Genomic DNA, 26719 nt, shown 5'->3' on the forward strand with positions numbered 1-26719 from the left:
CTTCAAGGAAGTGCCACGCCGGTCAGCCTGGCAAACTCTGCGATCATCCGCTCCTGGAATTCCGGACGGGTCGCCTCGTTGGCAGGCGCTTCTTGCCTAAGTCGGTGCCAATAGCCGCCGCTGACCTTGGCTGCTGGCTCGTCGCTCACGGCGAGCCAGCTCTGTGTGCGCTGACCGGTGTCGACGTCTACCGGGGCGGCGAGGCCGCCCATCTTCGTGCGCGCCCAGCCCGGATCGACGGCATGGCTCAACACCTGTGGCCACCGTCGCGACAGCGCGAGGGCGAGCGCGACGACGTGAAGCTTGCTTTCCGCGTAGGCTCTCGCCCAATCCCAAGGTCGCTTGGTCCAGTTGAGATCGCCGAGTGAACCTTCGCCGCCATGATGCAAACCGCTGCTGAGGTAAACCAGCCGAGCCGGGCGCTCGATCAAAGCCGTCAGCATGTATGGCGCCAGGGAATTGACGGCAAGCGTGTTCGGATGCCCCTCAGGGGTCGAGCCACGGGTTCGTTCGGTGTAGACGCCGGCATTATGAATAACTGCATCCATGCGACCGATCGCGTTCACTTGATCGGCGATGCTTTTGACCTCTCGCGCGCTGCAGAGATCGCCAACCGCAAAACCCGCGGCGCGCGAAGCAAAGTCGCCCATGGCAGGAATGCGGTCCTTTAACCTGGCATGGAGCAACACTCTGTGCCCTTCGCTCAGCAAGGTCTCGGCCGCCGCGCGTCCAAGACCGTCTGCACTTCCCGTAATGAAAACAATAGCCACTCGCTCATCCTCTCCGATCCTAATGGCGCAAACACATATCTCGGTCTGGCTTAAGTGAGACCCCGAGCTCTACAGCCAGCCCGCACCGCCCGTGTTTAGTGTTTACCCCGGGCTCGCCGAATGAGATTGTGCAACTGGCGCGCATAGAGATCGCGCTCCGGGTGGTACGAGATATGAAAGATACCATTCTTCTCCGCCGCGAAGATGCGGATGCCCGGTTCGTCGAACCAGCCGAGATCAACCGGATGAGCGGCAAACGGGTTGGTGAAGAGACGAAGCCCATCGGCCAGGCTCTCTTTGTCTTTCTTTTGCGCCAGAGTGCGGGTCGATCCTGCCGAAAATTTGGGTATGTGGGCCTTTAGTAGGCGCCGCGCGTGCGATATCGATGTAGTCATCGAAATTGATTGCTATCGAGAGCCGTAAGCCTTTTTCCAAGGCGTCGACGTCATACGACTGAAGGAAACGCGATACATGCAAGGGATTAAAGAGGCCAGTCATTGCTACACCCTCGTCCTGTCGCGATGAGGAACATCATCTGCTGCGAGACAACTTTCCGGTACAACATGGAAGGACGACTGAGACACTACTAGTCTTGGTGGGTCGCTGGCCGGGTGATAATTGATCGGTACCGCGGAGGAGAGAACATTCCGGAACAAGGACGACATCATTTCGGTTTCAGGGAGCGACTAATCACCACCATCGGACCGTCGCATGGGTCCAAATGGCCTTATGTCGCCTTAGGCCTTGCAATCGGTTCGAGCCGAAGATGTCGGCAATTGAAAGCTTCCCGGAGGGGTACCGTTTACCGACGACACCATTACCAGGATCATCAACAGCCACCCAGGTAGCAGCATCGGCGAGCTAGGTCGCCAGCCTATTGCCCTCAAGACTCAAGACGTTGGTTAAAAAAGACGCATCGGTCGCTTTCAAATTTCAAGCTGCCGCACAGGAGCTGCGGACTCAGAAGTTGTAGCCATCTAAAATGTCTCTTTTAATGGCGATAGCAGCGCTCTTTGGATCGTGCACGACAATCGCGTCATAAACTTCCTTGTGCCGTCGGGCAGCGCTTTGGAATAACGCTTCGTTTGGGACGGACTGCCTGATGGAGGGGCCGATGTGCATCCAAAGCGGTTCCAGAAGGGTACGGACGAACGCGAGCCGGCTCATATCGGCAACTAGCATGTGAAAGTGGTAATTTGCCTCTAAGAAGAGATCGATGCTGTTTGTTTCCGCTGAGCGGTCAATGTCCCTGACGAATACGGCGAGTGACGCTAGTTCATCGTCCGATCGCAGCATAGCTGCACGCTCCGCCGTGGTCGTCTCCAGGACGATACGTAGCGTGCAGATATCCTGAAGCTGCTTAGGGCTGAATTGAGGGACTGCCATCGTCCGATTGGCTGTTGAAACGACGCAGCCGGTACTTTCGAGACGCTGCAGTGCGTCCCGAACGGGCATCAGGCTTGTTCCTAAACTCTTCGCGAGCGTTCTCAGCGGTAGCTTCTGTCCAGGCGTGAACCGGCCCATCATCAGATTCCGCTTCAGACGGTCGTAGATTTGCTCGTGAAGCATGTCCCGCGAGACCGGAGTGAGGACCGGCCCCTGTACAGCTTCAGGAAGGAGGTCGTTTTCTGGGCGCATTGCTCAACTCCGTTTAGATTTTTTTGTTATAACACTAGACAATCCTGTTGACATCAAAATTTAGGAAGCGCAGATTTCATTCTGTTATAACACTAGACGGATTATGGGATGAGCGTCACGCTGAACTGCGATATGGGGGAAGGCTACGGAAATTGGCGCTTTGGGAACGATGCCGGCATCATGCCCTTCATCGATTGCGCCAATATCGCGTGCGGTTTTCACGCCGGCGACCCCATGACCATGATGCGGGCGGTCGAGCTGGCCGCTTGCGAGGGAAAAAGGATTGGGGCCCATCCCTCACTGCCAGATCGTGAAGGCTTTGGTCGGCGTGAGCTGCGCTTGTCCCCCGAGGAATTGCGCGCAGCATTCATCTATCAGATTGGTGCTCTTGCTGGTGTTGCTCGCGCCGTCGGGAAAAGCCTGAACCATGTGAAACCACACGGCATCATCTACGGTATGGCCGCGCGCGACATGGCGCTTGCCACCGCAATGGCGGAGGCCGCGAAGACATTCGACCTTCCGCTCTTCGGAATGGCAGGCACTTTTCACGAGAGCGCGGCCAGGGCGGTGGGGACGCATTTCGTAGCGGAGTTTTTCGCTGATCTTTCCTACGGCGCGGCCGGCGAACTGATCATTCCGCGGACCCAGTCGGCGGTCGATGTCGAAAAGACGGCCGCTCGTCTCGAGCGGGCGGTGCGAGAGGGGAAAGTCGAAGCGGTCGACGGTACTCTCCTCGACGTCTCGTTCCAAACTGTCTGCATTCACTCGGACCCGCCCAATGCGCGGGACGTCGCGGCTGCCATGCGCCGCGTGCTCGATACCGCTCAGCGGTAAAACAATCGGGCGGAAGACCCGAACAACAACAGAACGCACTCTTTCAGGAAGAAATGAACATGAGAGGACTGATGAGGACGAGCGTGCTTGCGGCTTTGGCCAGCTGCGCCTTTGTGGGAAGCGCGCAAAGCCAGCAGCCGGTTACGAGCTTCCCTGTGCAGCTTGTTGACGGGGATAAGAAGACCGATGCCGACTGGAAGCTCTTGGGCGGGGAGGAAGTGACGAAGCCCTGGAACATCTGTGTACTCTTCCCGCATCTCAAGGACAGCTATTGGGTTGCCGCGAACTATGGCGTCGCGGCTGAGATTCATCGTGCTGGAAGCGCAATGACGCTTTACGAGGCCGGAGGGTATACGAACCTTTCAACCCAGCTCAGCCAGATGGACAACTGCATCGCGCAGAAATTCGACGGCATCATTCTGGGTGCGATCAGCGCTGACGGTGTTGGGCCTCTGGTCAAGAAGGCGACGGATGCTGGCATTCCGGTGATCGATTTCGTCAATGGCGTCAAAGAGCCGAGCGTTTCCGGTCACGCCCTCGTCAGCTTCTACGACCTCGCCTACCAGACCGGAAAATACATCGTCGAGCAGTCTGGCGGAAAGTCCACGGTAGTTGGCTTCTTTCCGGGCCCGCAGGGAGCGGGCTGGTCCGATGACGCGGTGCGCGGCTTCAACGACGCAATCAAGGAATCGAAGGTCGAGATTGCGGTGACGCGGCGCGGCGATACCGGCCTGAATGTTCAGCTCGACATGATCAACAACGCGCTACAGACGTACGACAAGCTCAATTGGCTGGTCGGCGTCGACATTGCCGCGCAGGCCGCTGCGGTTGCAGTTCGCAACGCCAATTTAGGAGGGAAGGTCAGCGTCGCAGCGTTCGATATTATCCCGCCGGTGTACGACGATATCGCCGCTGGAGCCACGAAAGCTTCGCCCACCGACTTTACTGTTCTTCAAGGGCGCCTCGCTGTGGACATGGTTCTGCGACTGCTGCAGGGCCAGAAGTTGCTGGCCAAGCGTGCGGGGCCGAAGCCCCAGATGGTGACCGCGGATACGATCAAATCGGTTAGCAAGACCGACATGTTTGCACCAGCGGGATACAAGGTCGAATTTTCGGTCGAAGCGACCAAGAAATGACCATCGTTAGCGACTTTCAGGAGGGCGAAGTATTTGCCTCGCTCTCCGGCGTATCCAAATTCTATGGGAGTTTCGCCGCATTGAAGGACGTGAGCATTACGCTTCGGTGCGGCGAGGTTCATATGCTTCTTGGAGAGAATGGGGCGGGCAAGTCAACGCTTGTTTCGTTACTTATTGGAGCAAATAGGCCCAATGAAGGCGCCCGCATTCTGTGCGGGCGCGCCTGCCCGGATCTTACTCCGTTGGAAGCGCGCGAGAGTGGAGTCAACGCCGTTCTGCAAGACTTTGGCCTGGCGCCCTCGATGACGGCGGTGGAAAATTACGCTCTTGGCCGAGAAAAAACACGAGGCGGGATTCTAGACAAGGCCGCAATGCGCGCCGGGATGATGAGGTCGATGGAGAAACTCGGCGTCGCCATCGACCCCGACGCACGCGTCGACACTCTAACGCGCGCTGAACAACAGCTCCTGGAAATCGTACGTGCACTTGGCGGAAAACCAGGTGCGTTGATCCTGGATGAGCCAACCGCAACCCTCAGCCACGACGAATCCGAGCATTTGTTTTCCACCGTGGAGGTGTTGAAAAAAGAGGGGTGGGCGATCCTCTACATCAGCCATCGTATGGAGGAGATCCAGCGCCTCGGCGACGTTGTGACAATCCTGCGAGATGGATGCTTTGTGAGCTTTCATCGGCTGGCAGACGTGACGAACGAGCAGATGATCGCTGAGATGGTCGGCCGGGAGATAGCGAATTTCTATCCCCAAATTCCGCATACTCCTCGCCATGCTGTCTTGGAGGTGAAAGGGCTTTGCTCCGGGCACAAGATCAAGAACGTCTCATTTGAGGTCAGGGCCGGCGAGATTGTCGGGCTTGGCGGGCTCGTTGGTTGCGGTAAGGCGGAGGTCGCCCGCGCGATCTTCGGATTGCAGGCGATTGACGCAGGGGAAATTGTGCTCGTCGGCGAGAGCATCAAGGCTCATTCGCCGACCGCCATGCTCAAACGCGGGTTGGTTTACCTGCCGCAGGACCGCCGGGGTGAGGCGCTCGCGCTGAACCGTCCGATAGCAGAAAACATCGCAATTGAGGTGCTCGGGGAAGCTGGGTCGGCGTACGCCGGCTTCGTGCGAACGACTGTCCTCGCGAAAATTGTGAACGGTCTGCTCGCAAGGCTGAAAGTTCAACCCGCTGAGCCCAATAAAGCAGTTCAGGAGCTTTCAGGCGGCAATCAGCAAAAGGTGGTGCTCGGCCGAGCGCTGAGCCGAAAGCGGAACCTCTATATGTTCGATGAGCCGACGGCTGGCATCGATGTTGGTGCCCGCCTTGACTTCTACCATCAACTCCAACGGCTGTGCGCCGAAGGTGCTGCAATCCTCCTCATCACTTCCGACCTCCAGGAATTGGTTCATCTTTCTCATCGTGTCCACGTCATGCATGAGGGCTCGTGCACGGCGAGCTTGGAAGGAGACGGGATCAACGAGGAAGCCGTCATCACGTACGCCTTTGGCGATACGCCACAAAAGGATCTTCAATGACTCTGATACGCTCCCAGGCGGGTATCAAGCCTTCGGCAAGCGTCAATGCCGTATCGACACTCTTGACGTTCGGTGCGCTGCCGGTCGTCTTGGTTGTCTGCGTCGTCGTGTTCCAGTTTGGAAATCCGCGCTTTCTCAGCTCGGCCAATATGCTCAACATACTGCAGCAAGGCGTGTTCCTGATGCTGATCGCATTCGGGCAGATGCTCGTTCTGCTCGCTGGCGGATTCGATCTGTCGGTAGGATCAGTCGTTGCGCTGACTTCCATCATATCGGCGCAGGTCATGGTTGCCGTTTCGCTGGCCTATCCCGAAGCGCCCAGTCTTGCTATTGGCGCAGGTTTCCTCGCGACTGTCATCGTGGGTTTGATTTGCGGGCTAGTAAACGGGCTTGGTGTCGCGGTGCTGAAGGTGAACGCCTTCATTGTGACACTGGCGACGGCCTCGATCTTCCGCGGCGTGACGCTTGTTATCTCGCAGGGCCTGCAGGTAAGCGGCCTGCCGCGTGAATTCGTCTATGGCATCGGATCTGGTTTCTTCCTCGGCCTGCCTGTCTCGTTCTTCTTCGCACTTCCAGCACTGCTCGCCGTCTTTCTACTGGTCCGGCAAATGCGCTTCGGCCGCTACATCTATGCCATCGGCTCCAACATCCGCTCTGCTATGGTGGCTGGCGTCCACATCAACCGCTATCTTATCGCTTGCTATATGCTGTGTGCGACGATCACCGCCTTCGCAGGCTGGCTTTTGACCGCACGGGTGTCCTCAGGCGAGCCATTGCTCGGCGGTGAATTTCCACTCAACTCGATCGCAGCAGCGGTCATCGGCGGATGCTCCCTTCGTGGCGGTGAGGGCTCGCCGACGGGTGTCTTTATGGGCGTGATCTTCATCACCGTGCTGGCGAATGGTATGGACCTTCTACGGATAGGATCGAACTATCAGATGATCGTGCTGGGGGTCGTGCTCGTTGGTGCGGTCGTGCTGGATCGCTATCGGCTCGCGGATGCAACGAAGCGCTGACGAATGCCGGGAGCAGTCTGTTTTGATGCGCCGCTTCCGTTCTAACGAAACACCACCCGTTGGGTTTTTATATCCGAGGTCCGGGACATGCGCGATCTCGGGATGCCCATAGTAAGGACTACATGATGCTCAAACAGCTTTCGAATTCCCTCGCTCATACCGACGTCTCCACAACGTTGCACCCCTATACCGATGCGCGGGCCCATGAGCGGGAAGGCCCGGTCATCATCGATCGCGGTAAAGGGATCTACGTCTACGACGATGCTGGCAAGGAATATATCGAGGGTCTTGCAGGTCTGTGGTCCGTGGCTGTCGGGTTTGATGAACCTCGCCTTGTGCAAGTCGCGAGTGCGCAGATGGCCAAGCTTCCCTACTACCACACGTTCAGCCACAAGGCTCAGGAGCCTTCGATCCGGTTGGCTGAAAAACTTGTCGGAATGACGCCCGCTCCCCTGAGCCGCGTCTTCTTCACGAGCTCGGGCTCCGAAGCAAACGACACCATGATTAAAATGGTGTGGTACATGAACAATGCATCGGGGCGACCCAAAAAAAAGAAGTTCCTTGCGCGCAATCGCGCCTATCACGGTGTTACCGTGGCTTCGGGCAGTTTGACCGGTCTGACTAATAACCACACCGATTTTGACCTGCCGGTCATTCCGGTCCGTCACCTAACTTGCCCGCATTTTTATCGTTTCGCTCAACCCGACGAAACAGAAGCTGGATTTGCTGCGCGCTTGGTCGCGGAGGCCGAAGCGGTGATTCTACAGGAAGGCCCAGAAACGGTCGCGGCTTTCGTTGGTGAGCCGCTGATGGCTGCCGGCGGTGTGATGCCGCCTCCTGCCGGGTACTGGAAGGGAATTGAAGCTCTGTGCCGCAAGTATGACATCCTTCTGGTCGCCGACGAGGTGATTTGTGGCTTCGGACGGCTGGGTGCGACGTTTGGCTGCGAACTTTACGATTTTACGCCCGATATCATGATTGTCTCGAAACAACTCACTTCATCTTACATGCCGCTTGCTGCGGTGATCTTTTCGCAAAAGGTGTACGACGCCATCGCCGACAACACGGCGAAGATCGGTACCTTCGGTCACGGATTTACTGCATCGGGCCATCCTGTCGCGACCAGAGTAGCTTTGGAAAACCTCAAAATCATCGAAGAGCGCGATCTCGTCGGAAACGCCGCGCGTATGGGGCGGATCCTTCAGGCTCGCCTTGGCGAGCTTGCCGATCATTCGCTTGTCGGCGAGGTGCGAGGAGCGGGGCTAATTGCCGGGATTGAACTTGTCTCCGACAAGGAAACACGTCGTCCCTTTGCGGCCGCGAGCAAGGTTGGAGCAGCGGCTTTTGCTGCGGCCCAAAAGCACGGTCTCATCGTGCGCGCGATCGGCGATACGATCGCCCTGTGCCCTCCGCTCATCATCAATGAGGATCAAGTGCACGATTTGGTTGCCCGTCTGAGCGATGCGCTCGACGATGTAGCCCAATGGCGATCCGCCGAGAACCTTAGTTGACGTCAGCGAGGAGGCGTATGTGATTTACGAACAGCCAAAGTTCTTGCCTGCTGGCGACCGATATCTGCTGATTGAGTTTGGGAACGAGATGAATCTCGATCTCAACTTCACGGCACAGGGCCTGGCGTCAGCGGCTGCGGAGGCAAACGTACACGGCGTCATCGAGACGGCGCCTTGCTTTGCTTCGCTGCTCGTTCACTACGAGCCGACGCTGATCGGTTATGATGATGTGGTCCGCGAGTTCTCTCGGCTTTCGGACTCTCTGGGCTCGTCGGAGGATATCGAACTGGAAAGCCGGCTGTTCTACCTGCCGACGCTTTACCTCGATCCATGGACGAAGGCTTGTGTCGAAGACTACTGCGCGAAGATCGCGAGGAAGGTGCCAGATCCCGAGCTGTTGGTGCAGCAAAATGGCCTTGAGGATGTCAACCATCTAGTTCGGCTTCACTCGTCCTCGGAGTATTGGGTTGCGTCCCTGGGCTTCTGGCCGGGGCTGCCCTTCTTGATGGCGCTCGACCCGCGGGCGCGTCTGACCGCGCCCAAATACAACCCTCCGCGGACGGACACGCCGGAGGGGGCAGTTGGGTTGGGCGGCGCCGCAAACTCCATCTATCCTGTCGCCACGCCCGGCGGCTACCAAATCTTTGCCCGCACGCCAGTGCCAATTTGGGATCCAACTGGCAAACGCCCGGCTTTCGAGGGAAGTCTGTGTCTCTTTCGTCCAGGAGATCGCATCAAGTTCGTTCCAGTCACGCGCGAGGAATATGACGACGCGGAGCTAGCGGTGAAGGAGGAGCGCTACGACTACACGATCGTGGAGTACCAGAAGTTCGCGGTCCGCAACTACAACAACTGGGTCTCGAAAGTGAGCGGGGCCAACAAGGCGCATGTACCGACATGATCAAGGTATTGAAAGCCGGACTTGAAACATCGATCCAAGACTACCCGGGGCGCATCGGATATTGGAATCAGGGCTTTCCGCCCTCTGGCCCCATGGATAGCTGGTCATTCCGCTTGGCGAACGTACTCGTCGGTAATCAGCCAGGTGCTGCGGGGCTCGAATGCCAGTTCCTGGGGCCTACACTTTCCTTCGATGCTGACACGGTAGTCGCCGTTACTGGTGCAGACATGCGCCCGGCGCTTGACGGCGAGCCATTCCCCATGTGGCAGTCGCTCGCCGTAAGAGCCGGCCAAACACTAGCCCTAGGAGCAGCTCGTGTCGGTGGTCGTGCTTACATCGCGGTCGCTGGTGCGTTCGCGAATGAGGAGCGGCTTGGTTCGCGCTCCACCTTTAACAAAGCCGGTGTCGGCGGCATGGACGGCCATTCCATCAAGGCCGGCCAGGATTTGCCTGTTGGGGAAGCGAGAGCGACCCCCGGCCTCCTGGTGCCCAATAACCATAGGCCTGACATCCGCACAGACCGGACGTGGACCATCGAGGTCTGCGCGGGTCCAAACGATGACTGGATCGACGAGGCCGCCAAGGAAAGATTTCTGAGCTCCGCGTGGACACTTTCCGCTAAGTCGGATCGCACCGGCTTCCGGCTGCAAGGCCCCGAATGGACGTTCACGGAAAAGGCTTACAACAAGCCGAAAGAACATGGATCGTTACCGTCGAACATTATCGATCACGGTTATCCCATGGGAGCGATTAATCTCGCCGGCCAGACGCCGATCATTCTGGTGAATGACGGTCCCTCGATGGGAGGCTTCATCAACCCCTATACGGTTCCCTCAGCTGCATTCTGGAAATTGGGCCAAGCAAAGCCCGGGGAGCACCTGCACTTCCGGCTCGTCAGCGTTGCGGAAGCTCAAGGCATGGCTAGGCAAATCGCAGAACGTTGCGTGCGCGAGATTCTTGTAAACGCCTGATCGAGAGAAGAGGAAATGTCCGACATGGTCAAACAAATTTTGGCGCCCCTACCGGGCCTTTTCTATCGCAAATCTTCCCCGGACGACGCTCCGTTCAAGCAAGAAGGTGATCCCGTCGTGGCCGGCGAAACGATCGGGCTAATCGAAGCCATGAAATCCTTCTTCCCCGTTGAGGCGGGAGTTGCCGGCACGCTCGCTCGGTTTCTGGTGCAGGATGGCGAGACCGTCGACGCCGATCAAGCCATTGCAGAATTGGAGTAGGTGGGAATGGCTATCAAGTCGCTCTTCATCGCCAATCGCGGCGAAATTGCCGTGCGAATAAATAAAGCGGCAAAGGCCTTGGGTATTCGGACCATTCAGGCCGCCAGCGAGGCCGACACGGATTCGCTCGCCTGTCGTATGGCCGACGAGGTGGTTGTGATCGGTCCACCGCAAGCCGCAAAGTCTTACCTGGACGTGCAGGCGATCGTTCAGGCAATCAAGGCAAGTGGCTCCGACGCGGTGCATCCGGGCTACGGCTTCCTGTCCGAGAACCCGCGGTTCGTCTCAGCTGTAGAGGCGGCGGGGATCGCATTTGTCGGTCCGGACGCGGCAACGATCGCGAAGATGGGCGATAAAGCAATGGCGCGCGCTGAGGCGGTGGCAGCTGGGGTTCCCGTCGTTCCAGGCAGTGAAGGCCGGATCGGTGACCTCGACGATGCGCGCCGACAAGCCGCCCGCATCGGCTATCCTGTAATGATCAAAGCCAGCGCGGGAGGAGGCGGGCGCGGCATCCGTGTCGTGGAGGACGAGGCAAGCCTGGAAAGGCTGGTGCCGCAGGCCATGGCGGAAGCGCGTGCTTCCTTCGGCGATGACGGTTTGTACATGGAGCGGTACATCCAGCATGCGCGTCATATCGAGGTGCAGGTGCTGGGGGACGGGACCGACGTCGTGCATCTGTTCGAGCGGGAATGCTCGCTTCAGCGCAAGCGCCAGAAGGTGTGGGAGGAGGCACCTGCGGCCATGCTTTCGAAAGCGGTCCGCGATGCCCTTTGTGATTCAGCTGTTTCACTGGCAAGGCGGGTGAACTACCGCAATGCCGGTACGCTCGAATACCTCTATGACAGCAAGACTCAGGAATTCTTCTTCATCGAAATGAACACGCGGATCCAGGTGGAACACCCGGTGACTGAGGCAATTACGGGAATTGATGTTGTGCAGGCGCAGCTCAGGATCGCCGGGGGTGAACGATTGTGGTTCGCGCAGCGCGACATCACTCAAACCGGTCACGCGATTGAAGTGCGTATCAACGCCGAGAATCCGGCCAAGATGTTCATGCCATCGCCTGGTTTGGTGACAACATATAGTTCACCGGAAGGCGACAATATCCGCTTCGATACGCTGCTGTTCGAAGGCTATCGGATAGTGCCCTATTACGACTCTCTTGTAGGTAAGCTGATTGTTTGGGCACCCGATCGTCGCGCCGCGATCGTCACCCTGCAGACCGCGTTGAACAGCCTGAAAGTGGAAGGGATCCACACGACAGTGCCACTGCATCGGGCGCTTGCCACGGATATTGAAGTGGGTGAGGGAGCTTTCCACACAGCTTGGCTGGAGAGCTGGATGGCCGCCCGTGAGCTGGAGGCGAGCCGCGCGTAAAGCATTCGAATGCAAGCTTTTTCGGTTTGCGCGACGGATAGAATTCGAAAGCGCGACAGCTCAGAGCATCGGCGGCGTTCCTGGAAAAGACAGACGAACTTCATCACTGCCGCGGTACTTGCGGCCCTCCAATAAGACGACCGGAGTTATGGACATGAAGCATAAAAGCTATGGCAATCTGTTCGTTCAGGCTGCCCTGATTGACGGTAAGTGGGTCGGCGCAGTTACAGGAAACACGATTGCGGTCATGAATCCGGCCACTCGGGAGGCCGTCGGTACCGTCCCAGATATGGCTCGCGCTGAAACGCGGTCTGCGATCGAAGCCGCCGAACGAGCCTTCGGACCGTGGAAGAGGAAAACACATGCCGAGCGCGCGGGCCTGCTGGACTCCTGGCACAGGCTCATGATCGAGAATCTGGAGGATCTCGCGCACCTTCTCACTTTGGAGCAAGGCAAGCCGCTGGACGAAGCACGGAGCGAAATCCGCTACGGTGCCTCCTTTGTGAAATGGTTCGCGGAAGAGGCGCGGCGCATTGGAGGTCATACGATTCCGTCTCCGACAGCCGATCGCCGTATTGTGGTGCTGAAGGAGCCGATCGGGGTTTGCGGCATCATCACTCCGTGGAATTTTCCAAACGCCATGATCACGAGAAAGGTTGCCCCCGCGCTGGCAGCAGGCTGTACTGTCGTCATCAAGCCGTCTGAATTCACTCCCTACTCCGCAATCGCGCTTGGTTTATTGGCGGAGCGAGCCGGAATCCCAGCGGGCGTCGTCAACATTGTCACAGGCATGCCGATGGAAATTGGTAACGAGCTGCTGCAGAACGAGACGGTTCGTAAGATCTCGTTCACCGGATCGACACGCGTCGGATCCGTACTGATGCGGGGTGCAGCCGATAGTGTGAAGCGGCTCTCTCTCGAGCTCGGCGGCAATGCACCCTTCATCGTATTCGATGACGCCGATCTCGACGCGGCGGTTGAGGGAGCCATCGTTTCCAAATTTCGCAATGGTGGTCAAACCTGCGTGTGCGCGAACCGCATTCTGGTCCAGGCCGGCATCTATGATGCGTTCGCGGAAAAGTTGAGCGCCCGCGTAGACATGATGACAGTCGGTGACGGCACACAGCCTGGCGTCTCGATCGGTCCAATGATCAACGAAGCGGCCGTGCTCAAGATCAATCGGCATCTTCAAGATGCATTCGCGAAGGGCGCGAAAGTCATCACGAAGCGGCACGTTCTGCCGCCGGGCACGCAATATGTCGCACCTGTCGTCTTGACCGGCGCAACAACGCAGATGCAACTTGCAAGTGAGGAAACCTTCGGTCCGGTCGCACCGCTCTTTCGTTTCGAGACGGAAGATGAAGCAATCGCCATTGCCAATGGAACGCCTTTCGGATTGGCCGCCTATTTTTATACCGAGAGCCTCAAGCGCGCTTGGCGCGTCGGCGAGGCGCTCGAATTCGGCATGATCGGCCTGAACACGGGGCTGATCTCGACGGAAGTCGCACCCTTCGGCGGAGTAAAGCAGTCCGGGCTTGGTCGAGAGGGGGGCCAGGTCGGAATCGAGGAATATCTTGAAATGAAGAGCTTCCATATCGGGGGACTCAACTGAAGCGGCCTCTTCGATGCGTCATTTCTCGGATTTCGATCTGGGCAGCTACATTGCAGTACTCGTGCCGGCGCGGCATCAGATTTCGAAAAACCGACTCGCAATCTCGTGTCGCAATGAGCAGCCGTAACCGGTATCTCAGCGATGAAGACCGAGGGCGGGCCATCGCCATCCGGTCGTGGAGTGCCCGCTGTAAGGCCGCTACGCCGCCCCGCAGCACTGTGCGTGGTGGCCTATGTCGGTTCGACGAGGCTTATCGACAACGTGCTACTTCAGCCAACTCCGTAGGGCGACAGGGGAGAAGGAATCGTCTTGATTGAAGCTGCCCGACGCGAAGCGCCTCCCGCAAGCCGTCTTCACCCTTGCGGGGCGGCTGAAGAGATCATCTTCGAACAAGTGCAGCTTCGGCGCGCGCACCGTCAGGTCCTTGTCATTCCCGGGCTTTGCTTGGCTGAGCGCCGGATCGGCCTGATTGGTGACAATGGTTCGGGCAAGAGCACGATGCTGCGGCTTATGAACGGGTTGCTTCCGCCAACACGTGGCCGCGTCGAGGTGGCGGGGCTCGATACCGTACGGCATCGCAAAGACCTTCCGGCCAAGGTCGGCTTTCTGTTTCAGAACCCCGACCACCAGCTCATCTTCCCCACGGTTGTTGAGGAGGTCGCTTTTGGGCCTGCGGAGCGGGGAAAGCCAGCGCCACAGGCGCGCCAACAGGCGATGGCACTGTTGGAGCGGCACGGCTGCGCGCAATGGGCGGAACGCAACGTCAATGAGCTATCCGGCGGTCAGAAGCAGCTTGTCTGCATCCTGGCGCTGCTCGCAACGGAGCCGTCGATCCTGCTAATGGACGAGCCGTTCTCCAGTCTCGACTTGCCGACACGATTGTTGTTGTACGGCAGGATCATGGCGCTGCCGGAGCAGGTGGTGATGGCGTCTCATGATTTTGAGCTGCTCGCCGCGTTCGATCGCGTGATCTGGCTGGATGAGGGCCGCATCCGTCTCGACGGCCGACCTGTCGAAGTCCTGGCTGCCTACCGGGCCCATGCAACGATCGTTGGTCAGGGGACGCCCTAACGTCATGATGACCGGCGGCCTCGCCCCACAGACCTGGTTGCACCGCGTACCGGCTGGCATCAAGCTTGCGGGGCTCGCTCTCCTCAGCGTACTTCTGCTGCCGGTCGGCGACTGGCGAATTCTGGCGGGCGCCTTGGCGATGATTGCCGGGGTCTATGCTGGCTTCGGCCGCGTCGGCATGGCGCGCATCAGCTTGCTGCGGCCATTGCTGCCGTTGCTTGTGGTCGTTGGCGGCGTGCAGACCGCATCGGTTGGTTGGAATGCCGGCGCCGTCGTCACCATGCGGCTCCTAGCGATGCTTCTGCTTGCCGATCTCGTCAGCATGACCACCACGATGAGCGCGTTGATGGATGTGCTGACGCCGGTGCTCCGCTTGCTGCGCCCGCTTGGGGTCAATCCTCGCAAGATGGCGCTCGCAGTCGCTCTTGTCCTGCGTTTTGTGCCGGTCCTGATGACGCGGTGGCGCGCGCGCGAGGAGGCCTGGAAGGCACGCACGTGCCGGCGAGTTCCGCTGCGACTGGTGGCCGCTTTCGTCGCCGACATTCTGCAACTGGCCGACCGCGTCGCGGAAGCACTCGATGCCCGCGGTTTCGACCGGTCGACCGTCGATCGTCAGTCAGCCCCGTTGTAGGAGAAAATCCCGTGGAGTCGCGCGCCATCGTTCGTATCGCCTTGCTAGCCGCCGTCATCGCAGCGCTTGGCATGGTGCCCAGCATCGTCTTACCGATCGCCGTGGGGGTGCCGATCACGGCCCAGACGCTCGGCGTCATGCTGGCCGGGATCGTCCTCGGCCCTCGCCATGGCGCGCTGGCGGTGCTGCTGTTTTTGTTCGTGGTGCTTCTCGGAGCGCCGCTGCTGTCCGGCGGACGCGGTGGGCTCGGCGTGCTGTTCGGACCCTCCGTCGGCTTCCTGCTGGGTTGGGCTCCCGCGGCCTTCGTGTCGGGTCTCGTGATGGCCCGGCTGAGGACTGTGCCGGTGCTCGCGGCGGCGCTCGTTGCCGCGACGATGGGCGGTATCGTCGTGGAGTATGCCTGCGGCATTCTCGGCCTAATGGGGATGGCAAGGATGAGCTTGCCGCAGGCCTTGGTTGCAATCGCGGTGTTCGTGCCGGGCGATCTCTTGAAGGCGCTGGCGTCGGCCTTCGTCGCGGAGGCGGCGCACCGGAGCTATCCGGCCGCAATCGTCAGCCGTTCATGATCGCGGCCGCCACCATCACTGCAACGCTATCGCGGCATGCGCGCAAAACGCCGGACCGACCGGCCGTCGTTTGTGACAATTTTGCAGTGAGTTGGAAAGACCTCGATCAGGCGGTGAATCGTCTAGCCGGACATCTGGCGAAGGTGGTGCCGGCCGGCCGCGGCGTCGCCTTGCACCTACCGAACGGGCCGGCATTCGTGCTGCTGTTTTTCGCAGCCTGCCGCGCAGGTCGGGAAGCGCAAATTCTCGATCCGTCCTGGCCGACGGAGACGGCGCGGCTTGCGATCACGGCGCTGGCGCCTGGGATCGTCGTCAGTGGCGATGCAGGATTGGCCAGAGACACAGAGGTGTTTGCGGTTGTCGATCCTCACGGCCCGTTCGAGTCCGTCGCGGATGCCATTGGCGCCGGTCCGTCGCCCGCGGCAATTGCCGAGCCAGATCCGCTGACGCCGTTCTATGTCGGCTTTACCTCGGGATCGACTGGAATGCCGAAAGGATATCGCCGCCACCATCAATCGTGGATCGAGAGTTTTCGGGCGGGGGACCGCGAGTTCGATATCGGCGCCGGCGACATCGTTCTCGCACCGGGCGCGCTGACGCATTCGCTATTTCTCTACGGTCTTGCGCATGGGCTCTATGTCGGGGCAACCGTCATTCTGTGCCGCCAGTTCCGGCCAAATCTCGTCAACCGCCTGATCGCGGCCCACCAGGTCAGCGTGATTTACGGCGTGCCGACCCAGCTCGAAATGATGATTGAGGCCGCCATGCGTGACGGCCTGCCGCCGTTCCCAAACGTGCGGTGGATGCTGTCGTCAGGTGCCAAATGGCAAGGTCGCGCGCTGGCCGAACTGCGACGGCAATTTCCCGCGACGGGGTTTTCCGAGTTCTACGGCGCCTCCGAGTTGAGCTTTGTGACCGTGGCGAAGGACGACGAGGACGTCCCATCGGACTCCGTCGGGCGTTCGTTCGCAGCCGTCAGTCTCACCATTCGCGACCATCTCGGGCGATGCCTTCCACCCGGGGAGCCCGGTCAAGTGTTCGTGGCAAGTCCTTTCCTCTTCATGGAGTATGCCTGCGGAAGCGAAACGGTGCTGCCACGTCATGGCGACGCGGTGTCGGTCGGTGACATCGGCATGCTGGACGAGCGTGGTTTCCTGCGACTCGCTGGCCGTGCCAGCCGCATGATCATCACTGCCGGCAAGAACGTCCATCCAGAGGAGATCGAGCGTGTACTCGAAGGACATCCCGCCGTGGCCGCGGCGGGGGTTCTTGGCGCCGTCGACCAACTTCGGGGCGAGCGGCTGGTGGCTTTGCTGAGACTGAGTCTGGATGGGCGCGTAGCGTCTTCCGATCTGATCAGCCATGCGCGCCTGAGCCTGCCGCTCTACAAGGTCCCGCGCCGGTTTGCCGTGCCACCGCACTGGCCCATGACCTCGTCCGGCAAGACTGATTTCCATGCGCTGCGGCGACTGTGGGAATCCGGCGCCTGCGAGGTGCTGCGATGAGCGCCGCCTATCTCGTCGCCGCACGGCGGACGGCGGTCGCTCCTCGAGGCGGCGCGTTCAAGGCGGTGGAGGTCGACGAACTCGGCGCGGCGCCAATTCGGGCCGTGCTGGCCGACACCGGCATCGCGCCGGAGGCGATCGACGACGTCATCTTCGGCAATGCATTATGCGGCGGCGGAAACCCGGCACGGCTCGCCGCGCTCCGAGCAGGTCTTCCGGATCACGTCCCGGCCTTGACCATCGATAGCCAATGCTGCGGAGGCCTCGACGCGATCATGCTAGCCGCCGAGCGTATCGGGAGCGGACGAGCAGACGCCGTCATGGCCGGCGGTGTCGAGAGCTTCAGCCGTGCGCCGTTGCGCGCGGTGCGGCCGCGCCATGCGGACGAGGCGCCGCAGCCCTACGAACGTCCTCCGTTCGCGCCATGGCCGGAGCGGGACCCTGACATGATTGCCGCCGCCGCGACGCTGGCTGAAAGATACGGCATTTCGCGTGCACGGCAGGATGAATTCGCCGTCGCAAGCCATCGCAAAGCGCTGCAAAATCCACTCGGCGCGGCCGAGATCACGCCGCTTGCCGACCTGTCGCACGATCCCTTTCCCCGTGCCCTGACGGGGGCGACCTGCACACGCCTTGCACCACTTGCGGGCGACACTGAATTCGGCGTGACGCGCGCGACGGTGGCGGTCGAAGCTGACGCGGCAGCAGCCCTGCTGGTGGTCTCCCAGACGATGGCCCGACGACTCAACGCGAGGCGGCCCTTGCGGATCATATCGGCGACCCGCCGCGGCGGCGACCCGGCCATGCCCGGTACGGCGCCGATTGCGGCGGCTGAGCGCCTCCTTGCAGCGGAACGGATCGCGCCTGCTCGGATTGCCGTGGCCGAGATCATGGAGGCCTTTGCGGCCCAAGTGATTGCCTGTATCGACGGCATCGGGGTGTTGGAGTCTTCGCTCAATCGCTGCGGCGGCGGACTAGCGCGGGGGCATCCGATCGGTGCATCCGGCGCGATCCTAGCCGTACGCCTCTGGCACGAGATGCAATCGGAATCATCCGGTGCGATCGGGCTGGCGGCGATCGCGGCTGCGGGCGGGCTCGGCAGCGCTCTGCTTGCGACAGTTTGAAGAAGGACGGGCCGCGATGATTCAAATGCCACCACGCTCCGAACCACCGACACACGCGGGCGCACTTCGCGTTGCGCGCGCGGTCGATCTTGCAGCCTTTGTGGGCACCGAGCTTGCTCCCGGCCGCTGGCGATCGGTGACGCAGGATGAGGTCGATCGTTTCGTCGCGCTGACGGATGATCGGAACTGGCTTCATTCCGATGCGGAGCGTGCCAGGCGCGAACTGGACGGAGGTGCGACAATCGTGCCGGGCCAGTTGCTGCTGGCGCTCGTTCCAGCTCTTTTGCAGGAGGCGTATGTGGTCACCGGTGCCGCGCAAGGCCGAGCGGTGAGCCTCCGTGCGGTTCGGTTTCGCCATCCGGTATGTCCCGGCGCTGTGTTCCGGCTACAGGCGCGATTGACGCTCGTGAAGCACCGGCCGCGTTTCGTGCAAGTCGACGTATCGTGCGACCTCGAGCTGGCCTCCGGACAGCGGGCTCTAACCTCACACCGCACTGATGTCTTTTTCGACTGAGGCACGCACGCGACCCGAGAAATCAACAGCTACAGGATGATTTTCGCTTCGGAACGCCGCATGCAGGAGTGGTTCGACGCCGGAGCTTGCGACGGCTTCATGTTGCAGGTGCCATATATTCCAGGCGGCTTGGAGGTGCTGGTCGACGAGTTGGTGCCCGAGCTGCAGCGTCGCGGCTTATTCCGCACGGAGTATGACGGCTCGACCTTGCGGGATTCGCTTCAGCTGGCCCGCCCGGCCGGCTAAGGGGCGCCCTCGGCCGATTCGACGTTCTGCTCTTCAGCATCGTCATGGCGCCGTTTTCATCCTCATGCTGTTCCCGCTGAGCACTCTTTGGCGCCGGTACGAACGCAAGGAGGCGGCCTAATGACCGCAACATCCACCGATAGGAAGCTGATTGGCTTCGTGGACTCGGAGATCAAGAGCTACGGCTTGTCAGTGCTTGTGACGGTCCATCTCACTAAGGAGCGCATGGAGAAAGTCGCTGGCATGGTCATAGTGTGCCCTGCCGTTGGTGAGCTGCCGGGTGCAGGGGCCGATTATGTCGCCCACGATCTCCGGCCCGAGCACCTCAGTGCGATCCGACCAAAGCTCAAGCAAATCGTCGGGAATGTCTTGGCTCGAGCCGAACAGCTTCAACAGAGATCGTTCCCCGTCGGGCTCTTTGTCGTGGTGAGCCTTGGCCGCGTAAAAGGCAAACAGCCCACGGAATGCGTCGCGAGTAACAGCGGGCTTCGCCATCACCACTTCCTCGTAATAATTGAATTTCTAATGCGAGGAAGTCTGCAGCTCCCGTTTAGGAAAAGCCAGCAAAAAGTGAGACTACTGCGCTCTGGAAAAGAGACAGCAAAACTCACCAATTCATCAGGGCACCACGCAAAAAAAGGCTACGCCATCAAACGTTGCGTTCGTCATAGCACGCCTGAGGAGCTTTATTCCTCATGCTGGAAGCCATTCTCATATTGCTGACGTCAGGGACCTTTTGCTGATCGCGTTCTGTGGATTGCACAAACACGCCTGAGCTGATTTGCGCCCAGCCGCTACCGATTATCCAGGGCAGCCGGGCGATCTGATTGAAGTTTGTTTCGAAGAGCGTTGGCTAATCTCTCCAGCTCTGATCGCTCTTCGCTCAAGCGCTTTTCGATAAACTTGCGCTCAAATTCGGTCAGGCGGGTTCGCAACAAACGGCGGTATCGTTGGATGTTGTTGTGACAAGCTTGTGTTCGAGCCGATTGCTCTGCTTCCATCATCGGCATCTCACACTGGCCTCTTTCATGCGCTTCGAAGGCTCAATGCTGCCCCATGCCTCACCGGATCAGTGGCCTCGCCGCAAACGATCTGGTCACAAACTTACGCCGCCCGGCTCGAAATACGGCGTCCTAGCGGCGTTTATTTCAGCCGGGCCCCTGAAATCCCCGGCAGAGTGAGCCTAGCAGGCCAACGGTGACGGAGGTGTGAAGCAGTTCACAAAGCGCCGAGACAACGATTAGGGTCCGCTATCGCGGGTGCTTCAGCTTGATTCAATGCTTCTGACGCGCGCCACGGCTGGGGCCGATCGCGATGTTTGACACAATCCCCGCCAGCGGGGTCCGGCAGGCGGATGCGTCAGGACTCCTCCGTCCCTGGGGCAGCCTTTTTGTTTCGTCGTTTTCCATAGCTATGGTGTACCTTTTTCTCAGAACGTCCAGGTGCCGCTGACATGAAAAAGGCCCCAGGATCTGAGTGGATCCTGCGGCCTGTCCGGGAAAATTGATTGTTTACGGAATGAGCACTTCCAGCCCGGTTACCAGTGATGATTCCAGAACTTGGTTCGGGGGGTGAGTCCAAAAGCAACTGTTCCGAGGCGGAACATGAAGAGCTGTTGCGCAAGTGCAACGTCTTTACGTCACAGGCGAATAGGAACCCAATTTTTCTCGCAACATCGATTCAGAGCCCCGCCGGATGGAGCATGGTCAGGTGGGGAAGCGCAAATCCTTGCATGTTTGAATGTTGATGGTCTACCGGCAACTCAATATATCCGAGCGTCTATCCGTCACCAAGGACGTGTTCGCTAGGACCGACAAGCATATTGACCAAGGTGACGCGCTCGGCCCCATTAGGCCCGCCGACTTCGAGCGGCGGTCCTATCAGATCAGCGCGCAAAGGCGGCGCCTCGATCTGGTCCCTTGTCACACGATCCGATGCCGGGAATGGTGACGATGTCCGACCAGAACAAATCGACATGAAGATCATCGATTGAATTTGCGTCGAACAACGAGCGAGCATAAGAAATCGGCGTGTTCCTCGGTGAGGTCTTCGTTGACGAGGAAACGACGCTCGATTGGTTGAGCAATATTACGGAACGGTGTGCGGCACGATCTGATTGCCCGGTGTGGGCCGCGCGCGCATTGGCCGGCGCGAAGTCGGGCTCGTGGTGTCTGCCACCGCATCGGCCACTTTCGACTGAACGCGCCGAATCATACGTCTGCGGCGCGGGTTAAAGCGAGCAGGTTGCTCCCTCACTCATCGCGAGCCCACGCGCACCTCACCCCGCTTCCACCTTGACCTCCGTGAGCGGCCCCACCGGCATCGGCATTGTCACATAATCCTTCGGCAGATTCACCGGGCGATATTTCGGCTCCACCGCCATCCGCTTCAGCACGCTCTCGTGCACATGCGCGCCTTCGGGAATGAATCGGGGTTCGCAATCGGGGATGTAGAAGCCGAGCACCACCTTCCGGTCCGGCCATTCCTTGTAGCTCGCGCTCTTCGGCAGAAATTCCAGCACGCGCCAGGCCGCACTCATCGAATCGTGCAGCTCGCCCGTCTTGCCGGTGAAGGCAGGCGCGACGTAACTGAACGGGCTGTTCTTGCGCTGGATGCCCCAGGCGAGCTGATTCACCGTGCGCGGGTTGAAATTGAGGCCGGCCTTGGTCGCCTCCTCGATCATCCAGAGCAGCGGATATTTCGAGTCCCCGCTCTCGGCCTCCGGATAGTCGCCCCCGACGTCGCAATGCACGCCGGCGAACCACACCTGGAGAATGTCCTGCGGCACCTTTTTTTCGTCGGGCACGTAGCGGTGGCTCCAGAACTCCTGCGGCTCCTCATACGCTTTCAGGCGGAACATGCAGCGCCGCTCGTCGATCGCGATCGCCTGCCGGAAGATGTTGACGCTGGGATTGCGCAGCGTGAAGGCGAGCTCCTCCAGGCTGAACAGATAGAAGAGATTGTCACGCCGCGGCACGATCAGGCTCGCCACCGTGTCCCAGACGCCGATGAAATGGATGGTCGGCCAGCGCGTCGAGGTGATGCGCGCGAATTGCGCGGCGAGGTCGAACTGGTCCTTCGGCAGCGGCCCGTCGGCGTCGATGGCGATATCCTTGAGGTCTTCGATGTCGTTGCCGCGCCCGGTGCCGGAATATTGCTTGTAGGCGACGAGGCCGGAGCCGGCGAGGTTGACCTGCTCCGGCGAGATCAGCCCGATCTTGTGGATCAGCCCCGCCAGCACCCGCACGGAGTAGGCGCCGCGCGAGAAGCCGAACAGATATATTTTGTCGCCCGGTTTGTAATGCTCGACCAGGAAGCGGTAGGCGGAGAGCACATTCTTATCGAGCCCGAAGCCGGTGGCGAGCCCCAGCACCAAATTGACGTCGGCCTTCCAGCGATTCCACGTCGACGGCTCCGTCACGGTGCCGACGCCGGGATCGTAGAACACCTTCTGCGTCGGGTGGGTGTTGTCCGTCTTGCGCAGGCAGCGATAGACCTTGAGGACGTTGGAAATGTTCTCGGAGATCTCGTTGCCGGTGCCGTCACAGCAGATAACGAGGTTGTTGCCGTAACCGTTCATGTCGCCTCACGGACAGCTTTCGCGCCAGAACCGCTATTTGCCGCCATCGTGCTTCTTCCAGACGTCGCGAGCGATGCCGATCGAGTCGATCTTGTCATTGAACACGCGATAGTACACGTCCTCGCCTTCCTCGAGATCCTGGAAGCCCTGATCGCCGCCTTTGACGGAGCCGGCTGTGAAAATGATCCGCTCCCCATTTTTCTTCTTGATGACCCCAATACCGAGCTGACGGTAGATCGCCTCGACGGTGCCATATCCGTTCATGAGGCTTCTCCTGCATGTTCCGACGACGAGAGCGTTGCTTGATTGTGATCCCTCAGCCGCCAGCGGACGTCCATCCCGGAACCGGGCAGCATGATCTCCTCATGGGAGAAATGCGCCTTGCGGCCCTCGAGAACCTGCTCCAGCCGTCGCTCGACCTTGCCGTCCGGAACGAGCCTGTGACCCAGCACGAAATACTCGAAGTCTCCTTTTACCACCACGTCGACTTTAGCCTTGTGCACAATCCAGGGAGCCGAGAAGGTAAAGTGGGGGAGTGACGACGGCACGACGGAATCGTATCGCATTCTCAGCGTCACCATAGTGCCGATCTTGGCCGCGAGCCCTGCGGGAAGACGGAATCTCCGCAGCAGCCAGGGGGCTGATGTCCTGGTGGTCGTCGGCCAATTGAACTCGTCTCCTTGCAGCACGACGTTATCGATGCTGATTGAAAGCCGGGGAAAGAACGTCGACCAGACCGCCTCATCGTCCTCATTCCTGAGGGTGGAGTCGATGGATTGCCGGAGCGCAGTCTGCTCGGCTTGCGGCAGCAGATCCAGTCCGACCTGGTGAATGTAGACCGGCGCCGGCTGGCGGGCCCAGAGCTCGGCGGAGGCGGCAAACGAGATGCCGAAGTCGATGAAGTCGCTGCCGAGGATGAAGCGGTATTCGCAGATCGTGGTACACGTTCCGTAGGCTGCCAGCGCACCGCTCCTCCGCGTGCTCTTGCGCAAATCGATCTCCGTGAAGAACACGAGATCCTTACTGACGCGGCCAAATCGACTGGCCCAGGTGTCCTGGCTTGCCCTCCAGACACGATCCAGCACGTCGGGGTCCGTTCGGCGCGCGATCTGCAGAAAGCTCTTGGCCTCCAAGTATCGCCTATCGTTGGCGGCCGCAGGCTTGACCAGTTGGATGTGATCGAATTGCAGGGGCTTCCAATCGATCGCACCATAGACCCCCTTGCCCGAGGCCTCGCTCACCGCGATATCGTTGTTGCCGGTCACGACGCGAACGGCAAGCCACATGCGCTGGTCGCCGGCCTCTTCGTGACCGCCATTGACGACCCGCAGCGCCCACTGATCGAAAAGGCGCGTGAGAAACTCGCTCCCGGTCTCAAGGTCCACGAACTGTTGCTGGCTTTTCCGGAACAGGTCAATGGCATGACTGATGACCGGAATCTTCATGCCGACTCCATAACCAACCAGCCTTGCGACCTTGAGGAGATCGCTGCCTGTGGTCGGCGTTCCGTATAACAGGAGCCCGCTGATCGGAGGAGGCCCGTCCGGGCGCTGCAGCCTGTCAATGATATATTGCATGCACACCAGACCACCCATGCTGTGCGCAATGAAGACGATGCTGTCGTAGTGCCTTGGCAGGCTCGACACCGCGCTGTCGAGGTCCTTGGCGGCGTGGTCGATCGGCGGCCCGCGGTATTTTTTGGTGTAATATCCGAAGGCATAGACGTCGTAGTCCTGTAGCGCGACATCGGCGAGGATGAGCTCGACAAAGCCGGCCTTGAGCTCCTTGCTTTGCCACGTCTTGACGATATCGCCGGTCACGCCATGGACGAATATAACGCATCGTGTATTGTTGTCGTGCCCTACGCGTGGGTACCAGATGAGCTGATCCTGCACGATATGAGTGCCGATGATCTCGGCAGGCTTTGTCTCAAGGGGCATGATCACAACCCTTTTCTGTACAAGGCGGCCGACCCAGGCTGTCGGCGACAGTATGCTCACTATAACTTTAGATTATATCAATCCTAGATAGCATACCTGTTTGGGGATGTCAGCACGACGGGGCGGCCATAATGGATGAGCACCCGAGCTGCGCGTGTTGTGACTGCGTCGGCGTAGCGGTGCTGGCATGATGGGCACAAATCTCCACGGCTGCGGTTTTTTTGCGCAGCAGCTTATACCTTTCAGCTGAATTGCGGCGGGCCGGGCACCCCCGCCCGGGCTGGCTTGGATACACGGGACATCTGATGCGATCGATAAGCTTGCTCGAGCAGCGCTCCTCGTCGAGTTGGCGCATGCGAAACCTAGGGAAGACCTTAAGGTCGGCTTGTTATCTGCCTCGCCTAGACGGCGCAAACGGACCTGGGGCGGCGAATCGCGTCGGTTCGCCGCGAGCACTCAGCTCGCGCCACTGGTGCTCAGCAGCTCATTTCCGCCGACGGTGATTCAATGCGCGGTCGCCGTGTCGTCTTGCCGCGTTCAAAGCTTTGACCGGCTCGAATTACGATCGTTAGCGGTTGCGATTTGAGAGTGAAACCACTAACAGTCGTATTGTATATTTGTCGTTTGATTCAGGTCTCGCACGGTGGCGCTTAGCCAAGCCTCCAAGGATAGTGCTGAATTCGGTGCATGGAAGGAACGTGCACGCGCGCTTGCGACAACGCATTCCACCGTTAACGATTTCAGCGCCGAGAACCTTCGGCGCGTTCTTGTCCAACTGAATGGACTGTTTCTGAGTTCGACGGGGCCCGTCCTCAAGGCTTATCGTGCCATGGCTGACGGAAGGATCGCGGGCCGGGAGAGGAAATTCTCGGATGCCCTCGCGACGGGATCGATCGCTTGGACGCTGCCCGACGGGCTGGAAGAGATCGCGGAGACGATCGGTGGTTTGATCCGAGCGGTCGATTGGACACTGGGCCAGTACCGCTCTCAATGGCCGAAGGAGCCGTCGCAATGGATCGTGGATAACTGTTACGTCATCCCGCGAGACAGCGTAAGCACGGCGAGGTCGCTATCGCAAACGCAACCATATCAGCGGCGTGGCTTGGTCTTTCATCGCATCATTCCCAAGGAGATCGATGGGTACGCCGTTGAGGTTTTCAATGGCCGAACCCTACATTTTTCTGCGGCGGATAAAAGCAACTGGAAGGTGGGCGCGTGCCTTTTCGAGGAGTTGAAGCTCGATACAGACGTCTCCGAACAACTCGGAGAGAAACGCTTTGTCGTAAAGGGCGCGAATTCTCCCTATGCGGATGCGGTCGTCGAAGAGCAGATCACGAAGTGTTTGGACGAAGAGTGCGTTGCCGTGGTCTGGCCTGAACTGGCTGTACCTCCAAAGCTACGCGGTCGGATTAAGGCTCTTCTTCAAGATCGTGACGTGGCTGATGATCGGTTGCCACCCGAAGTCGTAGTTGCGGGGACCTGGCACGAAGCTACGAAAGAGGGGGTCGTCAATCGCGCGCTCGTTTTCGACGGCTACGGGATCGAGCGGCTGGTTTACGATAAGATTGCTCCCTTCTCGGGTGGGGGCTGGGGCAAGGAAGACATCACGCCGGGTACCAAGTTGTGCGTTCTCGCAACGGAGGCCGCAATTATCGGCTTCGCGATCTGTTTGGACTTCTGCGACGCAGATGCCGAGAGGAACCCGTTCACCAAAATGGATATCGACCTGATGCTCATTCCCTCGATGGGAAACGATCAAACCATGGAGGGACATCAGACGACTGCCGCCCAAATGGGAGTGAAGTTCGGCACGCGAACCTTCGTCGTTCAGCACATGACGGACACCGAGTTCAAAGACGGGCGCATAGGTGCTATATTACCTATGCCTAAGCGCCCCAATAAGGTTCCCGTGGAGCAACTGGGTCAAAAAACCGTTTGGAAGTCTTATCGCTGGCCTCAGGCCACCTAGATTCGAGAGGCAAA

The 26719-nt window shown here is 59.6% G+C and carries 25 protein-coding genes and 2 pseudogenes; 19 read left to right on the plus strand and 8 right to left on the minus strand.

Going from position 1 to position 26719, the window contains the following annotated elements:
- Positions 1-2: 2 nt before the first annotated feature.
- The 3 genes from AC0L3C_RS26880 to AC0L3C_RS26890 all read right to left on the minus strand — a co-directional run bounded on the left by AC0L3C_RS26880 (position 3) and on the right by AC0L3C_RS26890 (position 2408).
- On the minus strand, positions 3-770 hold the full coding sequence (locus AC0L3C_RS26880) for an SDR family NAD(P)-dependent oxidoreductase (RefSeq protein ID WP_438745941.1): 768 nt from the start codon (positions 768-770) through the stop codon (positions 3-5).
- Positions 771-865: 95 nt separating this feature from the next.
- The gene (locus AC0L3C_RS26885; protein ID WP_473409412.1) at positions 866-1165 is read right to left on the minus strand and encodes a hypothetical protein; all 300 of its coding nucleotides are present in this window, start codon (positions 1163-1165) and stop codon (positions 866-868) included.
- A gap of 565 nt (positions 1166-1730) precedes the next feature.
- Positions 1731-2408, minus strand: a complete 678-nt coding sequence (locus AC0L3C_RS26890; protein ID WP_438745942.1) for a GntR family transcriptional regulator — start codon at positions 2406-2408, stop codon at positions 1731-1733.
- A gap of 108 nt (positions 2409-2516) precedes the next feature.
- On the opposite strand from AC0L3C_RS26890, the gene pxpA reads away from it, so the two are divergent.
- The 18 genes and pseudogenes from pxpA to AC0L3C_RS26980 form a co-directional block, all read left to right on the plus strand.
- The gene (gene pxpA, locus AC0L3C_RS26895; RefSeq protein WP_473409413.1) at positions 2517-3242 is read left to right on the plus strand and encodes a 5-oxoprolinase subunit PxpA; all 726 of its coding nucleotides are present in this window, start codon (positions 2517-2519) and stop codon (positions 3240-3242) included.
- A gap of 71 nt (positions 3243-3313) precedes the next feature.
- Positions 3314-4378 carry a TMAO reductase system periplasmic protein TorT gene (torT, locus tag AC0L3C_RS26900; protein ID WP_473409414.1) on the plus strand — a complete coding sequence of 355 codons (1065 nt, stop codon included), beginning with the start codon at positions 3314-3316 and terminating at the stop codon, positions 4376-4378.
- Positions 4375-5910: a sugar ABC transporter ATP-binding protein gene (locus tag AC0L3C_RS26905; protein ID WP_473409415.1), complete on the plus strand. Its 1536-nt coding sequence runs from the start codon at positions 4375-4377 to the stop codon at positions 5908-5910. The genes torT and AC0L3C_RS26905 overlap by 4 nt, the downstream gene beginning before the upstream one ends.
- The gene (locus AC0L3C_RS26910) at positions 5907-6926 is read left to right on the plus strand and encodes an ABC transporter permease (RefSeq protein WP_438745946.1); all 1020 of its coding nucleotides are present in this window, start codon (positions 5907-5909) and stop codon (positions 6924-6926) included. The genes AC0L3C_RS26905 and AC0L3C_RS26910 overlap by 4 nt, the downstream gene beginning before the upstream one ends.
- A 122-nt stretch (positions 6927-7048) precedes the next feature.
- The gene (locus AC0L3C_RS26915) at positions 7049-8437 is read left to right on the plus strand and encodes an aspartate aminotransferase family protein (protein WP_473409416.1); all 1389 of its coding nucleotides are present in this window, start codon (positions 7049-7051) and stop codon (positions 8435-8437) included.
- Between the two features lie 19 nt (positions 8438-8456).
- Entirely contained in the window at positions 8457-9338 is an 882-nt protein-coding gene (locus tag AC0L3C_RS26920) for a 5-oxoprolinase subunit B family protein (RefSeq protein WP_317245335.1), read from the plus strand.
- Positions 9335-10309 carry a 5-oxoprolinase subunit C family protein gene (locus AC0L3C_RS26925; protein ID WP_438745950.1) on the plus strand — a complete coding sequence of 325 codons (975 nt, stop codon included), beginning with the start codon at positions 9335-9337 and terminating at the stop codon, positions 10307-10309. The genes AC0L3C_RS26920 and AC0L3C_RS26925 overlap by 4 nt, the downstream gene beginning before the upstream one ends.
- Before the next feature lie 15 nt (positions 10310-10324).
- Positions 10325-10570: an acetyl-CoA carboxylase gene (locus AC0L3C_RS26930; RefSeq protein ID WP_410706211.1), complete on the plus strand. Its 246-nt coding sequence runs from the start codon at positions 10325-10327 to the stop codon at positions 10568-10570.
- A gap of 6 nt (positions 10571-10576) precedes the next feature.
- Positions 10577-11947 (plus strand): acetyl-CoA carboxylase biotin carboxylase subunit, encoded by a 1371-nt coding sequence (locus AC0L3C_RS26935; RefSeq protein ID WP_473409418.1) that lies wholly within the window; start codon positions 10577-10579, stop codon positions 11945-11947.
- 154 nt (positions 11948-12101) lie between these two features.
- A complete protein-coding gene (locus AC0L3C_RS26940) occupies positions 12102-13559 on the plus strand; it encodes an NAD-dependent succinate-semialdehyde dehydrogenase (protein WP_473409419.1) in 1458 nt (485 codons plus the stop codon).
- 107 nt (positions 13560-13666) lie between these two features.
- Positions 13667-13844, plus strand: a pseudogene (locus tag AC0L3C_RS26945) (pantoate--beta-alanine ligase); the annotation flags it as partial.
- A 24-nt stretch (positions 13845-13868) separates the two neighbouring features.
- The gene (locus AC0L3C_RS26950; protein WP_317245331.1) at positions 13869-14630 is read left to right on the plus strand and encodes an energy-coupling factor ABC transporter ATP-binding protein; all 762 of its coding nucleotides are present in this window, start codon (positions 13869-13871) and stop codon (positions 14628-14630) included.
- Between the two features lie 4 nt (positions 14631-14634).
- Entirely contained in the window at positions 14635-15261 is a 627-nt protein-coding gene (locus AC0L3C_RS26955; protein WP_317245330.1) for a CbiQ family ECF transporter T component, read from the plus strand.
- A gap of 11 nt (positions 15262-15272) precedes the next feature.
- Positions 15273-15827 (plus strand): biotin transporter BioY, encoded by a 555-nt coding sequence (locus AC0L3C_RS26960; RefSeq protein WP_317245329.1) that lies wholly within the window; start codon positions 15273-15275, stop codon positions 15825-15827.
- Positions 15824-17332: an AMP-binding protein gene (locus AC0L3C_RS26965; protein WP_473409421.1), complete on the plus strand. Its 1509-nt coding sequence runs from the start codon at positions 15824-15826 to the stop codon at positions 17330-17332. Before AC0L3C_RS26960 ends, AC0L3C_RS26965 begins: the two co-directional genes overlap by 4 nt.
- Positions 17329-18456 (plus strand): thiolase family protein, encoded by a 1128-nt coding sequence (locus AC0L3C_RS26970; protein ID WP_317245327.1) that lies wholly within the window; start codon positions 17329-17331, stop codon positions 18454-18456. The genes AC0L3C_RS26965 and AC0L3C_RS26970 overlap by 4 nt, the downstream gene beginning before the upstream one ends.
- A 16-nt stretch (positions 18457-18472) precedes the next feature.
- Positions 18473-18970 carry a MaoC/PaaZ C-terminal domain-containing protein gene (locus tag AC0L3C_RS26975; RefSeq protein WP_473409422.1) on the plus strand — a complete coding sequence of 166 codons (498 nt, stop codon included), beginning with the start codon at positions 18473-18475 and terminating at the stop codon, positions 18968-18970.
- A gap of 57 nt (positions 18971-19027) precedes the next feature.
- Positions 19028-19216: pseudogene (locus tag AC0L3C_RS26980) on the plus strand (nitrilotriacetate monooxygenase); the annotation flags it as partial.
- A 189-nt stretch (positions 19217-19405) separates the two neighbouring features.
- Here the strand turns inward: AC0L3C_RS26980 and AC0L3C_RS26985 are convergent.
- The 5 genes from AC0L3C_RS26985 to AC0L3C_RS27005 form a co-directional block, all read right to left on the minus strand.
- Complete coding sequence (locus AC0L3C_RS26985; RefSeq protein ID WP_317245325.1) at positions 19406-19711, minus strand: hypothetical protein; 306 nt, start codon at positions 19709-19711, stop codon at positions 19406-19408.
- A gap of 299 nt (positions 19712-20010) precedes the next feature.
- On the minus strand, positions 20011-20220 hold the full coding sequence (locus tag AC0L3C_RS26990; protein ID WP_317245324.1) for a hypothetical protein: 210 nt from the start codon (positions 20218-20220) through the stop codon (positions 20011-20013).
- Positions 20221-21494: 1274 nt separating this feature from the next.
- Positions 21495-22796: a DUF2235 domain-containing protein gene (locus AC0L3C_RS26995; RefSeq protein ID WP_473409423.1), complete on the minus strand. Its 1302-nt coding sequence runs from the start codon at positions 22794-22796 to the stop codon at positions 21495-21497.
- Positions 22797-22829: 33 nt separating this feature from the next.
- Positions 22830-23060 (minus strand): hypothetical protein, encoded by a 231-nt coding sequence (locus AC0L3C_RS27000; RefSeq protein ID WP_473409424.1) that lies wholly within the window; start codon positions 23058-23060, stop codon positions 22830-22832.
- Positions 23057-24736: an esterase/lipase family protein gene (locus tag AC0L3C_RS27005; RefSeq protein ID WP_473409425.1), complete on the minus strand. Its 1680-nt coding sequence runs from the start codon at positions 24734-24736 to the stop codon at positions 23057-23059. The genes AC0L3C_RS27000 and AC0L3C_RS27005 overlap by 4 nt, the downstream gene beginning before the upstream one ends.
- A gap of 643 nt (positions 24737-25379) precedes the next feature.
- On the opposite strand from AC0L3C_RS27005, the gene AC0L3C_RS27010 reads away from it, so the two are divergent.
- The gene (locus tag AC0L3C_RS27010; RefSeq protein ID WP_473409426.1) at positions 25380-26705 is read left to right on the plus strand and encodes a hypothetical protein; all 1326 of its coding nucleotides are present in this window, start codon (positions 25380-25382) and stop codon (positions 26703-26705) included.
- Positions 26706-26719: the final 14 nt, after the last annotated feature.

Source organism: Bradyrhizobium sp. WSM4872, from assembly GCF_055811715.1.